Origin of the sequence: Chitinophaga sp. ARDCPP14 (assembly GCF_051362515.1) — a bacterium.
In the GTDB taxonomy this organism is placed as follows: Bacteria; Bacteroidota; Bacteroidia; order Chitinophagales; family Chitinophagaceae; genus Chitinophaga.
This window is the reverse complement of sequence record NZ_JBKIXB010000003.1, coordinates 162,877-178,059: the sequence shown is the minus strand read 5'-3', so window position 1 is coordinate 178,059 and position 15,183 is coordinate 162,877. Positions and strand designations below refer to the sequence as shown.

Below are 15,183 nucleotides of genomic sequence, written 5' to 3'. Positions count from 1 at the left end.
ATTATGGCAGCAGATAACCTGCAGGAAGAAAAGCCGCCATTGTTCCCGTCATGGACGTGGTGGTACGTATTGGTAACAGCCTGGTTGCTGTTACTGGTAGCGTTCTTCTACTTATTCACCAAAACGTTTTCATGAGTCCTTTAGATTGGATGGTACTGATCGGTACCCTCACTGTAATCATATGCTATGGTGTCTGGAAAAGCCGTGGCCAGCGAAACATGGAAAGTTATTTCCTGGATAACCAGTCCATGCCCTGGTATATCATTTTGCTGTCGATCATTGGTACCCAGGCCAGCGCTATCACCTTTATATCAGCGCCCGGCCAGGCATATACGGATGGGATGCGCTTTGTGCAATATTACTTTGGTTTGCCCCTGGCGATGGTAGTGCTTTGTATCACGTTTGTACCCATCTTCCATAAACTGAAAGTATATACGGCTTATGAATTCCTGGAACAACGGTTCGACCTGAAAACCCGTACCCTCGCGTCCTCCCTGTTCCTGATCCAACGCGGTTTATCTACCGGTATCAGTATCTGTGCACCTTCTATTATTTTGTCTTCTTTACTGGGCTGGAACCTGTACTGGACAAATATGATCATGGGCGGATTGCTGATCATTTATACGGTGGCAGGCGGTACCCGAGCTGTGGCCTACACACAAACATTCCAGCTGGCCATCATTTTCGGAGGTATGTTCCTCGCGGGCTGGATGGTCGTTCACCTGTTGCCGGCCGATATTGGTTTTAAGCAGGCGTTGCAGGTGTCGGGAAAAATGGACAAGCTGAATGTGATTGTTACGAAATTTGACTGGAAGGATAAATACAACATCTGGAGCGGGGTGATAGGAGGGTTCTTCCTGGCGCTGTCGTACTTTGGTACGGACCAGTCGCAGGTAGGTCGTTACCTTACTGCAAAATCAATCAAAGAAAGCCGTATGGGCCTCCTGATGAATGGTCTTGTAAAGGTGCCCATGCAATTCCTGATCCTGCTGATAGGCGCCCTGGTATTTGTTTTTTACCTGTATTTCCGTGCGCCGATTTTCTTCAATGAAGCACAGCTGGCAAGGGTGCATAAAACCGAACAGGGCCCGGCGATGCTGAAACTGGAAGACCAGTACAATGAGCTGGGAACCTTAAAACAGCAGCAGGTAAAGCAACTGGCTGCTGCACTCGAAACAGATAACCACACACAGATTGCCTCTGCAAAAAAAGCGTTGCAGCAAACCGATGATCGGTCGCAGCTGGTAAGAACCCAGGCATTATCACTCATCAAGGCATCCGATCCTACTGCAGACACCAATGATACCAACTATATATTCCTTCATTTTGTAGTGAACAGTTTACCGAAAGGACTGGTGGGATTGCTGATTGCCATCATCTTCCTGGCAGCCTGGGGCAGTATTGCTGCGGCGCTGAATTCGCTGGCGTCCACCACGGTGATAGACGTGTACAAACGATTGTACAACGAACATGCTTCAGAAGATCATTATCTGAAAATATCCAAGCTATGGACATTGATCTGGGGTGTATTCTGTATCGTGGTAGCGCAGTTTGCCGGCAGCCTGGGCAGTTTGATAGAAGTGGTGAACGTGCTTGGCTCCTGGTTTTACGGGGTGATCCTCGGTATTTTCATGGTAGCTTTTTACCTGAAGCGGGTAGGAGGCACCGCTACTTTCTGGGCGGCCATCATTGGAGAAATTGTGGTATTGGTAATTTACTGGACCGGCACGGTGTCCTTCCTCTGGTTGAATGCGATCGGCTGCTTGCTGGTAGTATTACTGGGTTGGATCTTCCAGTATTTTGTAAATACGCGAAGGTTGTCTGACTCAGGATTACACTGATTTTATTGATTAGCTGGATTTTACTTTTTTGATTTTATAAAGGATTTATAAAGGATTTATAAAGGATTTATAAAGGAATCGGGGAGATAAAAGCGAAAATATCCGCTTATATCTCCCCAAATCTTTTAAAATCAAAAGTAGTCAAATCCAGGTAATCAATAAAATCAGTGTAATCCTGAGTCAGACAACCTCCGCGCGCTATTTTAACGTAGCCAGTAACTTCTTGTTCAACGTTACATAATCGTCGTTTTTAGCAGTAGTAGCCAGTTCTATTGACTTCTGCGCTGCTTCTTTCGCCACTTTCACGTTTTTAGCTTTCGCATTGATGCGGGCTTTCTGGTACCATATCCAGAAGGCGTCGGGGCTTTGTGTAGCTGCCTCGTTGATCCATTCTACCGCCTTGTTGATGTCTTTACCACTTTCATAGTAATATACAGCTGCCTGGAAGTAAGGTTTCTTTTCGGCGTTCTGCATGGCATCGTTGATCTGGGCGGTGATTTTATCGTCGATATCCGCTTTTATCACTACGGGTACTTTGGTTTTATCCCAGCTGAGGGCCAGTACCACGGAGTTGGAACGTACATTTTCGAATCCGATGGTAAAGCTTTCCTGGCTGAAAGGGGTAGCTACCGGTTTTACGTTTACACGGGCCACATCGTTTTCTGGTTTGTAAGCAGCAGGGCTGGTTACATCGAGGCTGCTGGTCAGGATAACGGTCCATGACTGAGCGCCTGGAATAGAAAGCAAACCGTATTTACCAGCTTTCACGGGTACGCCGCCGAAAATTACGTCTTCACCGAAAGTAACGGTGGTAGCGCTGTTGGCGCCGGTTCTCCATACTTTACCATAAGGGACCAGGTCGCCCATGATAACGCGGCCGTTTTTCAGCGGACGGGAGTAGCTCAGCTCTATATTGGATAAAGCGAAGTCCTGTTTAATGGTCTGCGTAGGACTTGGCGCAGGCATTTTAATGCCCTGGGCCAGGGTAGTGCCGGCATACAACAGCAGCATAGCGCCCGCTGTAGCGGCAAAGGTTCTGATAGTACTCATATTTGGTGGGTATTTAAAACTATTCTATTAATCCGTTACGGAATGCATACAGTACCAGACCAACGCTGTTTTTAACGTTGATTTTTTCCAGTAATTTTTGACGGATCCCCTCTACAGTACGGGGGCTTAGGAAAATCTGTTCGGAAATTTCCTGGGTAGTCAGTTCATTGCAGATTAGCTTCAGTACTTCCTGCTCCCGGTCATTGAGCTGGATTTCATTTTTTAGTGTTGGCTTAAATTGTTGTTTGTTTTTGTGTAATACCTTTTTAAGCAGTGCCAGGTTTACGTTATCATTAAAATAAAATCCTTTTTCAAAGGTAGTACAGATGGCTTCATAGATCTCTTCCGGTTCCGCATTTTTCAACAGGTAGGCGTTGGCGCCGTTTTCCACCAGGTGGACAATGAAGTTGTCGTCCTCATACATGGTGAGTATAATGACCTTTACGTCGGGATACTTTTCCTTTACCTTAATGGTGGCTTCAATGCCGTCCATATTGGGCATTTTCAGATCCATCAGGATAACATCCGGCTGTTGTGTTTCCATGTTCTGCAGCAGATGCAGGCCATCGTCGGCTTCAAAAACGAAGCTGATATTTTCATAAGGAATCAGTGTGTTTATGACTCCACTGCGGAAGATCTTGTGATCATCAGCAATGGCCACTTTTATGTGTGCCATAGGTGGACAGTTAGAAGATTTGCTATTATTTTATTCAGAATAAATTACTATGAGTCATGTCGTTACAAGCGGGTTCAACACAACCGGATGGCAATTTAGCAATAAAACAACATAAGTATCAACTATTCTGTGCAGGTGTCTGATAATTCTCTACACTTATCGTAGCAATGGTACCTTGTGGTGTTCCGGGAGTGAAGTTAATATTTCCACCGATAATATTGAGGCGGCTTTCAATATTTTTAAGTCCCAGGCTGCCTGTTTTGGCACGGGAAGCGGGCAGAGAGGTTAGCAAAGCGCCATTACCATTGTCTTCCACGGTAACGGTAAGAAGGGACGGAGTGGTTTGATAGGTGATGAGTACATCCGTTGCCTGCGCATGTTTCAGGATGTTATTGATCAGTTCCTGCACCACACGGTAAACGTTTAAAGCTTTTTCGCGGTCTACCGTTTGCCCGTTGCCGGCTGTTTTAAATGCTATTTTTACCTGTTTGTTTTTGTTCATCAGGTTGCAGAAGGAGTCCAGCGCATGTGCCAGGCCCAGGTTTTCCAATGCCTGGGGGTGCAGGCTTTGGGAGATGAACCGCAGTTGTTGTATAATAGTATCGGTAAAGTCTTTGGTTTCCTTAAGCCGTTCTGTTTCACCGTTGCCGGTTTTCAGCAGGGGCTGAAGGCCTCCGAGGTTGAGTTTCAGCACAGACAGTTGTGCGCCCACTTCGTCGTGCAGGTCTTCCGCAATCCTTTTACGTTCCTGTTCCTGGCCCTGGAGTACTGCGATGAGGCGTTCCCGTTGGAGCTGAAGGTCTTTGTCACGTATATCAAGTTTATGTTGGATAACCATTTTTTGTTGGAGCATTACCAGCAATATCACAATGACTCCCAGCATTAACATTACTGTAGTACCAATTACAATAACATCAATAATTCGCATGTCTTAGTTTTTTGATCTTAGAGAACCCAATATAAAGAAGAATCATTGATATCATTCCAACAATATAATTGATACTCAGTATTGCGATGGTCATACCCATTCTGGCAACACCGGTGGTGAAAAGCGCCTGTAAGTGGTTATAGCTGATGCAAAATAGAAATTCAGTACAGGCAAAGATAAAGATCCCTGAATTATACCAGAATATCGGCAAAGAATCAATGTATATCGATTTTTCTATGAGATTCCTGTCCCTCAGCAGTTGTAAAAAGAGATATAGACCATAGGTAAGTACTACCAGCTGCTTAACGCCCGATGAAATGGAATTAAAGGCGCGTACCCCCTCTATGAAAAACAGGTCAAATATAAATATTGCCAGTAGTAGTAAAGGCATATACTTCACAATGTTTTTCATAGTGGGGTTAGAGATGCTCCGGTAAAAAAATACAGAGAGGATCACAAACTGGATAAAGTGCATGAGGCTGAAGAACCACATGTTGTTCCCGATATACCGTTCTACCAGAACAGACCCTCCTGCAAAAAAAATACAGCTCAAAATGTAAAAAAATATGCACCTGGACGAGAAGTCCAGGGACTTATAATTTAAAAGGAAGGGGATCAAGACCAGTGCTTCGATCCCCACCATGCTGTAAAAAATAGTAAAAAATAAAGTTACATTCACGAGATGGCTTTGTTGATGATATTATTTATCACTTATCCTTTTCCTCCGGGTTTTGTACAATATTCGGGGCAAGGTAATCCTGAATCAAGTATTTTCGCCATAGCGCCTTTGGATACCACGCCACCGGGGCCTGCATTGGTGGTTTCTGCAGGAAGGATGTCATTACCTTCTTCATCAACGGCTACCAGGATCATTTTCTTTTCCTTTATTCCATCTCCGTCAGTATCTACCTTAATACCATAATAGATTCTCAGAGCTGTTGCCCCGGGTTGGTCCAGCAATTCAATAATTTTGTCTTTACCAAAACACATCGCCTTAACATGGGTACCAAAGGACTTCTGATTTACATGATCCTCATCGTGATTTTTTGTAAGGGTGGTCATTTCTTCAAGTGAAATGAAAGCGCCGGTATCCGAAGGGATCGGCCTTTTTGGAAAATCATTCATTGTGGGTAAGTTTTAGTTTGCAGTAAAATTATTACAAATAATCGCATATACAATCCGGCCACCAACCGGTAATGTAACCCGAAACTGTGTTTTTACGCAGGTGGAATTGAATGTGCTATTGCATTTGAGCGGTTTTATCCTCTTAAGTAAAGGGAGCGGATTCCGTAGGCTTCACTTCAGAATGCGTATTTATACGCATTACTTTTTACCTGCCGGAAAACAACCAAAAGGTGAATAGCGTAGTTCCCATATTCAATTTGCGTAGTTATACGTAAAGCTTTTTTTCAGTTGTTAAACGCTTGACTACTCCTTTAAAGTTCTTAATCTTTGTATTGTCAACCGGCTTTAAATCTATTGTCCTCAGAAAAGTTCATAGTAATTGGCCTTTCTACCATGTTTGTTTTTTTCGGTTAGTAATATGCAGAATCAATTCATCAGGTGATGCTCGTTAACCCCTTTTTTTTTCTTTAAAAAAAATAAAATTATGAGTTACCTATTAATCGGAAACATCTCTGCACTTATTTGTAACGATTGCGTAGAGCCCCTGGCAAACGCGCGGATCCGGGTTTACCTCCCTGCTGTATTGCAGGCGGCAGATCAGCCCCACGGAATTTTTAACGACATGAAACCGTTGTCGGCCCGGGAAGTACTGATGAAGGCCGACCGGTTGCTGGCGGAAACCACCCTGGATGAAAAAGGCAACTTCAACCTCTCCTGGAATGAAGTACACCTGTTCACCGAAGCATTGGAACTGGATCTGTGCCTGGATCAGCTGCCGGGAAAGAACGGTACAAAGCAGTCCCGTAACTTCCACCTGAGTAAACTGGTGTTGCACTGGAAACGTAACAGCGGCGGCTACGTAGGCGCATATGCTTATGTTATCCCCGCCGCCACCTGGCATAATATATACGCCAACGCGGGCGCCTGGGTAATTACCGGCGTAGTAAAACCCCACATGGCGGCGTCAGGACAGCCTCATCTGAAAGTGGAAGCGTATAATGCGCTCACCGGCAAACTGATTGGGCAGGCGCACACCAACGAAGCTGGACGCTACACCCTGCACTTTTCAAGGCAGCATCTTGCAAATGGCATCCTGCACTCCATTATACCCGGACGCAAGAACCTGGGGCCCGATGTGTACTTTAAAGTTTACAGGAATAACGAATTGCTGTGGGCGGAAGATGAGAAGATGGCCCGGATGCCCCACCGGCAGGACCTGGGTCCCTGCAGCAATGTGAATATAATTTACCGTCCGTCCCGGGTGAAACGCGCCTCAGACCAGATTGGCAACTGGTTCAGTGATGTGATCACCCTTACTAACCCAAAGAAGAACAAGCAGGATAAATACCGCTTGCTAACCCATAGCTTATTGTAATAAGATTGTTTGAATACACCTTCCTTATCATGGCAAAAACTACCCGATTGTTTGTGACCTTCTAACAGCAGAAATGAAACAGCTACCTTTCCCCGGTAGCTGTTTTTTGTTTACGGTATCAAAACCGGGGATGGAAACGCAGGAGGGTATCTCTTAAATATTCCCGGTCCAGGTGAGTATAGATCTCCGTAGTAGTAATGCTCTCATGTCCCAGCATTTCCTGTACGGCGCGGAGATCGGCGCCGCCTTCCACCAGGTGGGTGGCGAAGGAGTGCCGGAAAGTGTGGGGCGACACATTTTTATGAATACCGGCTTTTTGGGTCAACTCCTTTATAATAAGGAAGATCATCACCCTGCTCAATGCGCCGCCGCGGCGGTTGAGGAAAAGGGTGTCTTCCTGGCCGTGCTTAACGGGCAGCTCTATACGGACATTTCTCCGGTAAATATCTATCTGGCGCATGGCATCTTTGCCGATGGGGACCATCCGCTCTTTGTCGCCTTTCCCGATTACCCGGATAAATCCTACGTCCATGTGGAGCTGGCTGATCTGGAGGTTAATGACCTCGCTTACCCGCAGGCCGCAGCTGTACATGGTTTCAAGGATGGCTTTATTACGGTGACCTTCCGCGGTATCCAGGGGGATCTGCGCAATGATCTTTTCAATCTCTTCGAAGGTGAGTACATCGGGCAGCTTGCGTAAAATCTTCGGAGCTTCCAGCAGTTGGGTGGGGTCCTCGTGGGCCATGTCTTCCAGCAGGAGGAACTTGTAAAAGGCTTTGAGGCCGGAAATAGTTCTGGCCTGGGAGCTGGCAGTCATTCCCAGTTTGGCGATCCATTGCACACAATCCTGCAGGTCCTCAAATGTTACATCCTGGGGCCGGAGCTTTTCTTTTCCATGAGCGAGGAGGTACTGCTCCAGTTTTTCCACGTCCCTTACATATGCTTCCACGGAGTGGTCAGACATAGACCGCTCTAATCTTAAATACCCTTTAAACAGTTTCCGGAATGATTCCCACATATGCCGGCAAGTTAAAAGCTTTTTACAAAACTACGGTCACGGCTATCCGGGAAATATCCTTTCAGGGGTAAAATAATATCAGGAAAAACAGGTGTTTCTGGAGTGAAAAAGAGGAGAGTGGTTTTACTTAAAGTAAGATGATGGAGTTTTGTTGTAATTATTTGATAATGAAATGTATATAAGGATGTAAAACGGGTCTGTTTTCCTCTTTAAAACGTTCATTTTTGCTGATTTTCGGGGCTCATATTTTCATTAAAAATCATGTGATTACGCCTTTTTGTCAGCTTTTGCATTATATCTAAAGTGTTACTTCTTATAGATTGTGTAAATTAATCTAAATGAATGTGTTATCATGAAGCAAAACATTGAAGGCAAATAAAAAAGGCCAGCTTTTTCGAAGCTGACCTTTTTGTAATGATTTTGCCCGTCAGGACTAGAATTTCTCCAGACCGCTGAAGAAGAAGTTACCTTCTATAGCAGCGTTCTCATCAGAGTCGGAACCATGAACCGCATTGCGGCCGATAGACTCTGCGTATTTTTTACGGATGGTACCTTCTTCTGCGTTGGCAGGATTGGTAGCACCGATCAGTTTGCGAAAATCTTCTACGGCGTTGTCTTTCTCCAGGATAGCTGCTACGATATGGCCGCTGCTCATGAATTCTACCAGTTCACCGTAAAAAGGTCTTTCCGCATGTACTGCATAAAACTCACCTGCTTTAGCAATAGATAACTGCGTCATTTTCATGGCTACGATGCGGAAACCTGCAGCGTTGATCATGTTTAAAATGCCGCCAATGTGCCCGTTTGCTACTGCATCAGGCTTGATCATAGTAAATGTTCTGTTGCTCATATAATGTTTAATTCCGAATTACAGATTAGGCCGCAAAAGTAATTACATTTTCTTTAGTGGTAAAAAATTTTGAAATTCTGGCTCAAATAAAGATCTTCGCACTTCGTTTTCTGTTTCAACCACTTGTTGTGATTGGAAATCAACTCTTAACATTACAGTTTTTTAATGAAGCCGATCGAGGAAATTAAGCCTTTGCTGGAGAGCCCTAAGAAAGTGGTGATTACAATGCACCAGAAGCCAGACGCGGATGCCATGGGATCTTCCTTAGCAATGTATCACTACTTAGTACAGAAAGGGCATCAGGTAACTGTAATCTCACCTACAAATTTTCCGGATTTCCTGAAATGGATGCCAGGAGCCGACGACGTGATTGACTACGAATCCTCTATGGACCGGGCCATTCAGGCGCTGGAAGGCATCGATCTCCTGTTTTGCCTGGATTTCAACGCGCTTTACCGCACTAAAAACCTGGCGCCGCACCTGGAAAAACTGGACTGTATCAAAATTCTGATAGACCACCACCTGGAGCCACAGCCCAGCTTTGAGTATGGCATAAGCGATACCAAAGCCAGCTCCACCGCCCAATTAGTTTATGAAACTATATATAAATTGGGAGATGAGCAGTATATTAACCTCGAAATTGCACAGTGTATTTATGCCGGCACTGTAACAGATACAGGTTCTTTCCGTTTTGCATCTACTTCCGCAGCCGTACACCGTATGGTAGCCGACCTGATGGAAAGGGGACTGAAACATGAGGTGATCCACCAGGCGATCTATGATAACTTCCTGGAAAACCGCCTGCGCTTCCTCGGACATAGTCTGCTGAACCGCATGGAAGTGTTCTATGAATATAATACCGCCATGCTGGCCATCCCGTACTCCGATCTTAAACGGTTCGACCTCCAGACAGGAGACACCGAAGGACTCGTGAACTTCCTGTTGTCTATACAGGGCATCAAGATGGCCGCTTTGATCATTGACCGTAACTCAGAAGTGAAGCTGTCGTTCCGCTCAAAAGGCGACTTCGACGTAAATACCTTCGCCCGCAAATATTTCGACGGGGGAGGGCATTTCAACGCTTCCGGAGGCCGCAGCACCGATCCGCTGGAAAAAACAGTGGACCGCTTTATCAAAGCCGTGGAAGAGAACGAAGACCTGTTACAATAAACTGTAAATAAAGTATTTCAACCTACTAATACAATCAAATGAAAAAAAACAATCAGTTTTTAGTTGCAACTGCGGCTTTAGGCTTTCTTTTAGCCAGTTGCGGTACAGGTGTTAAAAAAACACCGGGCGGTATTGAGTATATCGTTCACAAATCCGGCAGCGGAGCACAACTGAAATTAGGCGATACTGCCCTGGTGAATGTTACCCAGCGTATCAATGACTCCCTGCTGGGCGATTCCCGCAAAATGGTAGGTGCTGCAATTCCGGTGCTGGTGGCAAAACCACAGAATAAGTACGATCTGATGGAAGGTATTGCCCTCCTCCACGAAGGTGATAGCGCAACCTTTATCATTCCATGGGATTCATTACCAGCCCAGGAGCGTCCTCCATTTGGTAAAAAAGGTGATAAACTGAAAATCACTTTCGCAGTAGAAAACAAATACTCTGCTGCTGCCCAGAAAGAAAAAGACGAAAAAGTTATTAAAGAATACCTGGATAAGAACAAGATCAATGCCACTAAAAACGCTGAAGGCGTTTACGTAGCAGTAACCCAGGAAGGTACAGGCAGTACACCTAATCCAGGTGACACCGTTTATGTACACTACACAGGTAAGCTCACCACCGGTAAAGTATTTGATTCCAGCCAGGATTCAACTATGCGCCCGGGCATGCCTTTAGAACCCATTAAGTTCCCTATCGGTCGCGGCTTCGTGATCAAAGGCTGGGATGCTGGTTTAAGCGGCCTGAAAAAAGGTTCCAAAGCTACCCTGGTAATTCCTTCTGTACTGGCTTATGGCTTACAGGGAAGTCCTCCGGTAATTCCTGGAAACTCTGTCCTCGTATTTAACGTAGAGTTAGTAGATATTAAAGCAGGCGCTCCGGCTCCTTCTCAATTCGCTACTCCCGGTAAGTAATTGATTATAACCGCATAAAAGGAAAGCCCCCTGCCAAATGGCAGGGGGCTTTCCTTTTATGCTATGTGGCTTATTCCCGGATCAGGCATATCCATCTATCAATACTTCATATAGCTTTACTTTCAGGTCTTCCAGCGACACATCCTGGGTGAGTACCCCGTCGATCGCATAAGACACCGTCCCCCTTTCTTCAGAAACAATGATCGCCAGGTTATCGCTATGCTCCGTAATGCCCACCGCCGACCGGTGACGCAGCCCTATACGGGTAGGAAGGTTAGGATTCTCAGATACCGGCAGGATCACTTTGGCCGCCAGGATCTTATTGCCCACAATGATCAGCGCCCCATCATGCAGGGGACTGTGTTTCTCAAAAATGCTTTCAATGAGTTTCGCACTCACGTTTCCATCAATAGGAATACTGGATGCGGAATCAAATTTCAAACGGTAGGTGGTGGCAATTACCATCAAAGCCCCGGTAAAGGTGCTCTGCATCCGGCTCACCGCCACAATAATTTCATTAATAATGTTTTCTTCTTCTTTATAACTCTTAAACTTATCAGGCAGGAACAATTTGGTTAAAAAACTGTCCTTGCTCAGCGGCGTTTTCTTACCCAGCACCAGCAGGAACTTCCTGATCTCCGGCTGGAAAATGATGATGATGGCAATGATACCAACATTGATAAAGTTTTGCAGGATAATGGTGAGAATAGGCATCTTTAACGCCCTCACCAGGAAATATGCGGCATATACCATTAACAGGCCTACGAAAATATTAAAAGCAAGACTCCCCTTTAATAAACGATACAACTGAATGATCAAAAAAATTACAATCAGCAGGTCCAGCAGATCCAGCCATCGAAACTCAACTCCATAAAATTCTATTACTTCCTTCATAGTTGTAAAAATAGCAAGATTAAATTATCCGTTCATTTTCTCCGTAATCCTTACCGCTTCCACAGCGGCTTTTACATCGTGTACCCTTAATATATGGATGCCCTGTTGCAAGGCTATGGTGTTTAATACAGTAGTGCCGTTCAAGGCATCGGCCGGGGTTATGTTCAGTAGTTTATAGATCATCGACTTACGGGAAATGCCCGTCAGCACAGGTACTCCAAGTACATCATAAAACAGGCGCAGGTGTTTCAGCAGGGCATAGTTATGATCAATTGTCTTTCCAAAACCAAATCCCGGGTCAGCAATAAAGTCCTTTATACCGGCGGCACGGCAGGCCGCCAGCTTTTCTTTCAGGTAATCGAGCACTTCGGACACCACATCGTTGTACTGCGGATTTTTTTGCATGGTGGCAGGCTTGCCCTGCATGTGCATCGCAATATAAGGTACCTGCAGCTGACCAACAACCGGAATCATCTCCGCATCCATATCCCCGGCGCTCACATCATTGATAATAGCCGCGCCGGCATGTACCGCTTTCTCTGCCACCGCAGCATACCAGGTATCTACAGATATAATTGCGGAAGGATACTTATTCAAAATGGCATGTATCGCCGGGAGCAGCCGGTGAATCTCTTCTTCCCGTCCCACCATCTCCGCACCGGGGCGGGTACTCTGTGCGCCCAGATCCAGTATGGCAGCCCCTTCCTCCAGGTGTTGCTTCGCTTTCTCCATCACCTGGTGCAGCTCATGCATGCGGTTGCCTTCATAAAAAGAATCGGTGGTAACATTAATAATACCCATTACAGCAGGGGTGGCCAGGGATAACAATTGCCCCCTGCAATTTATTACCGGTGAAGACATTGTTGTTACGGGGATATGGTCTGGTTTCATTTGAATGCGTTAAGAAGTTAGCATGCAGGCTCTTGCTCCTGAATTTTCACATAGTTCCGGCCTTTTACCCGAAATTCTTTATTTTGCCTGCAAATCTAAGAAGGAAAATCAATCATTGCCGAATTTAGGAATTTAGCAGTTCAATTTCAGAAATAGATTTGGCGCGTCGTCAACTCACTTTCAGATACGCTCATCAATTTCCCGGGAAGGTAAACCCTGATTGTTCTTATCTTCACGGATCACTTAACCATTAAACTATTTTATGAAGATTATCCTTAACCTGTTACGTATAATCGTTGGGGTGTTATTCATTTTCTCAGGTCTGATTAAAGCTAATGATCCGTTAGGACTCAGCTATAAAATGGAGGAGTTTTTCGAGGTATTGCACCTTACCTTCCTGTCTCCCTATTCCCTGGCATTTTCTATTATCATGAATGCCTTCGAAATTATTGCCGGTGTAGCAGTGCTCATCGGCTACCGCATGAGGGCCTTTTCCGTACTGCTGTTGCTGCTCATTATATTCTTTACCTTCCTTACCGGGTACGCATTATTCAGCGGTACCATCCGTGAATGCGGCTGCTTCGGCGACTGTATCAAACTCACCGCCGAGGAAACCTTCTGGAAAGATGTGATCCTGCTGGTGATGATCCTCGTGATCTTCTTTTACCGGAACACCATACAGCCACTCTTTAAAGGAGCCGGCGCGGTACTGTTGCTCTCGGCCTTATTCGCCTTCGGTATCCAGCGGTATACTTTAAAACACCTTCCGCTCTTCGATTGCCTGCCGTATAAAGTAGGTAATAATATTCCCGAGAAGATGAAACTGCCGCCGGGCGCTACGCCAGACGTGTATGAGATGATCTTCATTTATGAAAAGGATGGGCAGAAGAAAGAATTTACTGCCGACAATTACCCGTGGTCCGACAGTACCTGGAAGTTTGTGGACCGTAAAGATAAACTGGTGAAGAAAGGAAACGCGGAACCGGCCATCAAGGATTTCATTCTCACTGATCTCGATGGGGTGAACCAAACGGAAGCCATCCTGTCTGAAACCAAACCGGTATATCTCTTCCTGGTATTGAATACTCAAAAGGCCGGCAGCGGATGGGACGAAAAAATAAAAGCCCTGCAACAGCAATGGAAAAACCAGCAGGTAGTTATATATGGAGTAACCGCTTCCACCAAAGAAGAAATTGCTGCCTTCAAACAACAACATGGCCTGGAGTTTCCATTTGTGCAGATGGATGGCGTAGCCATTAAAACCGCCGGCAGAAGTAATCCTGCCCTGATCCTGCTGAACAAAGGCACCATTAAAGGGAAATGGCACTATAACGATATACCATAATAATATATGCTTCGTTTTCTGCTTCGTAAAACCGGATACGGATTGCTGGTACTGCTCGGCGTAGTGGTGCTGGTGTTCTTCCTGTTCAATGTGCTGCCTGGCGATCCGGCGCGGCTTACATTGGGGCAGCGGGCCGATGTGGCCTCCCTGGAAAACGTGCGCCGGGAACTGCATCTCGACCAGCCGGTGGGGACGCAGTTCCTGTATTACCTGAACGACCTGCTGCCGGTTGGAGTCCACACCCAACAGGAAGCGGATGAAAATCTCCGCTATCTAACGGTGGCGCATATATCAAAGGACAAACTCCTGGTGCTGAAAGCACCCTATCTCCGCCGCTCTTACCAGGGCAAAAAACAGGTGTGGGATATTTTAATGGAGGCATTGCCGGGTACGTTGCTGCTGGCCATAGCTGCGATGGTGTTTGCCACCATCAACGGCATTGCCCTGGGCGTATTATCGGCGGTAAAGCAAAATACCTGGATGGATACTGGTGCAGTATTCGCCAGTGTGGCGGGTATTTCCGCCCCTTCATTTTTTGCCGGCATCGTGCTGGCTTATCTTTTTGGCTTTGTACTCAGCGATTATACCGGCCTGCATATGTCCGGCAACCTGTTTGATGTGGATCCGTTCAAAGGCAGGGTACTTAACCTGCGCAACCTGGTGCTGCCGGCTATTACTCTTGGTATCCGCCCGCTGGCCATCATCGTGCAGCTCACGCGCAGCGCCATGCTGGATGTACTGCACCAGGATTATATCCGCACGGCCTACGCCAAGGGCCTTTCCCGCTCCGCAGTGATCTGGCGGCACGCATTGCCCAACGCCCTCAACCCGGTGATCACCGCCATCACCGGCTGGTTCGCCGAACTGCTGGCAGGCGCCTTCTTCGTGGAATACATCTTCGGCTGGAAAGGCATCGGCAAAGTAACCGTGGAGGCGCTGGATAAATTCGACTTCCCCGTGGTAATGGGAGCCATCCTCTTTACGGCCGGCATCTTCGTGATCGTCAACCTGCTGGCCGACCTGCTCTATACGCTCATCGACCCGCGGATCAAACTGGACTAACGCGGATTTTGTCTTGGCTCAGGATTACACTGATTATACTGATT

The 15,183-nt window shown here is 46.2% G+C and carries 16 protein-coding genes; 7 read left to right on the top strand and 9 right to left on the bottom strand.

Features of this window, described 5'->3' with window-relative positions; translation table 11 throughout:
- Positions 1 to 3 precede the first annotated feature (3 nt).
- Together ACLHR0_RS09810 and ACLHR0_RS09805 are read left to right on the top strand one after the other, a co-directional pair.
- On the top strand, positions 4 to 135 hold the full coding sequence (locus tag ACLHR0_RS09810) for a hypothetical protein (RefSeq protein ID WP_429048051.1): 132 nt from the start codon (positions 4 to 6) through the stop codon (positions 133 to 135).
- Positions 132 to 1,841, top strand: a complete 1,710-nt coding sequence (locus ACLHR0_RS09805; protein ID WP_436486195.1) for a sodium:solute symporter — start codon at positions 132 to 134, stop codon at positions 1,839 to 1,841. Before ACLHR0_RS09810 ends, ACLHR0_RS09805 begins: the two co-directional genes overlap by 4 nt.
- A 198-nt stretch (positions 1,842 to 2,039) precedes the next feature.
- On the opposite strand, the gene ACLHR0_RS09800 is transcribed toward ACLHR0_RS09805, so the two are convergent.
- From ACLHR0_RS09800 to ACLHR0_RS09780, 5 genes are all read right to left on the bottom strand, one after another.
- Positions 2,040 to 2,891 carry a DUF2911 domain-containing protein gene (locus ACLHR0_RS09800; RefSeq protein WP_370913134.1) on the bottom strand — a complete coding sequence of 284 codons (852 nt, stop codon included), beginning with the start codon at positions 2,889 to 2,891 and terminating at the stop codon, positions 2,040 to 2,042.
- A 19-nt stretch (positions 2,892 to 2,910) separates the two neighbouring features.
- Complete coding sequence (locus ACLHR0_RS09795; RefSeq protein ID WP_370913133.1) at positions 2,911 to 3,567, bottom strand: response regulator; 657 nt, start codon at positions 3,565 to 3,567, stop codon at positions 2,911 to 2,913.
- Between the two features lie 118 nt (positions 3,568 to 3,685).
- The gene (locus tag ACLHR0_RS09790; protein ID WP_429048047.1) at positions 3,686 to 4,495 is read right to left on the bottom strand and encodes a sensor histidine kinase; all 810 of its coding nucleotides are present in this window, start codon (positions 4,493 to 4,495) and stop codon (positions 3,686 to 3,688) included.
- Positions 4,482 to 4,988 (bottom strand): hypothetical protein, encoded by a 507-nt coding sequence (locus ACLHR0_RS09785; protein WP_429048045.1) that lies wholly within the window; start codon positions 4,986 to 4,988, stop codon positions 4,482 to 4,484. The genes ACLHR0_RS09790 and ACLHR0_RS09785 overlap by 14 nt, the downstream gene beginning before the upstream one ends.
- Before the next feature lie 218 nt (positions 4,989 to 5,206).
- Positions 5,207 to 5,620, bottom strand: coding sequence for a hypothetical protein (locus ACLHR0_RS09780; RefSeq protein ID WP_436486192.1), 414 nt, complete (start codon positions 5,618 to 5,620; stop codon positions 5,207 to 5,209).
- Between the two features lie 484 nt (positions 5,621 to 6,104).
- Here ACLHR0_RS09780 and ACLHR0_RS09775 point away from each other — a divergent pair, with 484 nt between their 5' ends.
- Positions 6,105 to 6,995, top strand: a complete 891-nt coding sequence (locus ACLHR0_RS09775; protein ID WP_436486190.1) for a hypothetical protein — start codon at positions 6,105 to 6,107, stop codon at positions 6,993 to 6,995.
- A gap of 118 nt (positions 6,996 to 7,113) precedes the next feature.
- Here the strand turns inward: ACLHR0_RS09775 and xerD are convergent, their stop codons facing one another.
- Both xerD and ACLHR0_RS09765 read right to left on the bottom strand, forming a co-directional pair.
- The gene (gene xerD / locus ACLHR0_RS09770) at positions 7,114 to 8,013 is read right to left on the bottom strand and encodes a site-specific tyrosine recombinase XerD (RefSeq protein ID WP_370913128.1); all 900 of its coding nucleotides are present in this window, start codon (positions 8,011 to 8,013) and stop codon (positions 7,114 to 7,116) included.
- Positions 8,014 to 8,446: 433 nt separating this feature from the next.
- Positions 8,447 to 8,863 (bottom strand): nucleoside-diphosphate kinase, encoded by a 417-nt coding sequence (locus tag ACLHR0_RS09765; protein ID WP_436486188.1) that lies wholly within the window; start codon positions 8,861 to 8,863, stop codon positions 8,447 to 8,449.
- A 165-nt stretch (positions 8,864 to 9,028) separates the two neighbouring features.
- On the opposite strand from ACLHR0_RS09765, the gene ACLHR0_RS09760 reads away from it, so the two are divergent.
- Both ACLHR0_RS09760 and ACLHR0_RS09755 read left to right on the top strand, forming a co-directional pair.
- Positions 9,029 to 10,033, top strand: coding sequence for a DHH family phosphoesterase (locus tag ACLHR0_RS09760; RefSeq protein ID WP_370913127.1), 1,005 nt, complete (start codon positions 9,029 to 9,031; stop codon positions 10,031 to 10,033).
- A gap of 38 nt (positions 10,034 to 10,071) precedes the next feature.
- Positions 10,072 to 10,947, top strand: coding sequence for an FKBP-type peptidyl-prolyl cis-trans isomerase (locus ACLHR0_RS09755; protein ID WP_370913126.1), 876 nt, complete (start codon positions 10,072 to 10,074; stop codon positions 10,945 to 10,947).
- An 81-nt stretch (positions 10,948 to 11,028) separates the two neighbouring features.
- Here the strand turns inward: ACLHR0_RS09755 and ACLHR0_RS09750 are convergent, their stop codons facing one another.
- Both ACLHR0_RS09750 and folP read right to left on the bottom strand, forming a co-directional pair.
- Positions 11,029 to 11,841, bottom strand: coding sequence for a diadenylate cyclase (locus ACLHR0_RS09750; protein WP_370913125.1), 813 nt, complete (start codon positions 11,839 to 11,841; stop codon positions 11,029 to 11,031).
- Positions 11,842 to 11,865: 24 nt separating this feature from the next.
- Positions 11,866 to 12,732, bottom strand: coding sequence for a dihydropteroate synthase (gene folP / locus ACLHR0_RS09745; protein ID WP_436486185.1), 867 nt, complete (start codon positions 12,730 to 12,732; stop codon positions 11,866 to 11,868).
- A 262-nt stretch (positions 12,733 to 12,994) separates the two neighbouring features.
- Between folP and ACLHR0_RS09740 the strand changes: the two genes are divergently transcribed.
- Positions 12,995 to 14,077 (top strand): BT_3928 family protein, encoded by a 1,083-nt coding sequence (locus ACLHR0_RS09740; protein WP_436486184.1) that lies wholly within the window; start codon positions 12,995 to 12,997, stop codon positions 14,075 to 14,077.
- A gap of 6 nt (positions 14,078 to 14,083) precedes the next feature.
- Complete coding sequence (locus ACLHR0_RS09735; RefSeq protein WP_436486182.1) at positions 14,084 to 15,139, top strand: ABC transporter permease; 1,056 nt, start codon at positions 14,084 to 14,086, stop codon at positions 15,137 to 15,139.
- Positions 15,140 to 15,183: the final 44 nt, after the last annotated feature.

Bases quoted from the DNA above. Each gene is read 5' to 3' on its own strand.
- ACLHR0_RS09810 (WP_429048051.1), top strand. From the start codon at position 4: ATGGCAGCAGATAACCTGCAGGAAGAAAAGCCGCCATTGTTCCCGTCA.
- ACLHR0_RS09805 (WP_436486195.1), top strand. From the start codon at position 132: ATGAGTCCTTTAGATTGGATGGTACTGATCGGTACCCTCACTGTAATC.
- ACLHR0_RS09800 (WP_370913134.1), bottom strand. From the start codon at position 2,891: ATGAGTACTATCAGAACCTTTGCCGCTACAGCGGGCGCTATGCTGCTG.
- ACLHR0_RS09795 (WP_370913133.1), bottom strand. From the start codon at position 3,567: ATGGCACACATAAAAGTGGCCATTGCTGATGATCACAAGATCTTCCGC.
- ACLHR0_RS09790 (WP_429048047.1), bottom strand. From the start codon at position 4,495: ATGCGAATTATTGATGTTATTGTAATTGGTACTACAGTAATGTTAATG.
- ACLHR0_RS09785 (WP_429048045.1), bottom strand. From the start codon at position 4,988: ATGTGGTTCTTCAGCCTCATGCACTTTATCCAGTTTGTGATCCTCTCT.
- ACLHR0_RS09780 (WP_436486192.1), bottom strand. From the start codon at position 5,620: ATGAATGATTTTCCAAAAAGGCCGATCCCTTCGGATACCGGCGCTTTC.
- ACLHR0_RS09775 (WP_436486190.1), top strand. From the start codon at position 6,105: ATGAGTTACCTATTAATCGGAAACATCTCTGCACTTATTTGTAACGAT.
- xerD (WP_370913128.1), bottom strand. From the start codon at position 8,013: ATGTGGGAATCATTCCGGAAACTGTTTAAAGGGTATTTAAGATTAGAG.
- ACLHR0_RS09765 (WP_436486188.1), bottom strand. From the start codon at position 8,863: ATGAGCAACAGAACATTTACTATGATCAAGCCTGATGCAGTAGCAAAC.
- ACLHR0_RS09760 (WP_370913127.1), top strand. From the start codon at position 9,029: ATGAAGCCGATCGAGGAAATTAAGCCTTTGCTGGAGAGCCCTAAGAAA.
- ACLHR0_RS09755 (WP_370913126.1), top strand. From the start codon at position 10,072: ATGAAAAAAAACAATCAGTTTTTAGTTGCAACTGCGGCTTTAGGCTTT.
- ACLHR0_RS09750 (WP_370913125.1), bottom strand. From the start codon at position 11,841: ATGAAGGAAGTAATAGAATTTTATGGAGTTGAGTTTCGATGGCTGGAT.
- folP (WP_436486185.1), bottom strand. From the start codon at position 12,732: ATGAAACCAGACCATATCCCCGTAACAACAATGTCTTCACCGGTAATA.
- ACLHR0_RS09740 (WP_436486184.1), top strand. From the start codon at position 12,995: ATGAAGATTATCCTTAACCTGTTACGTATAATCGTTGGGGTGTTATTC.
- ACLHR0_RS09735 (WP_436486182.1), top strand. From the start codon at position 14,084: ATGCTTCGTTTTCTGCTTCGTAAAACCGGATACGGATTGCTGGTACTG.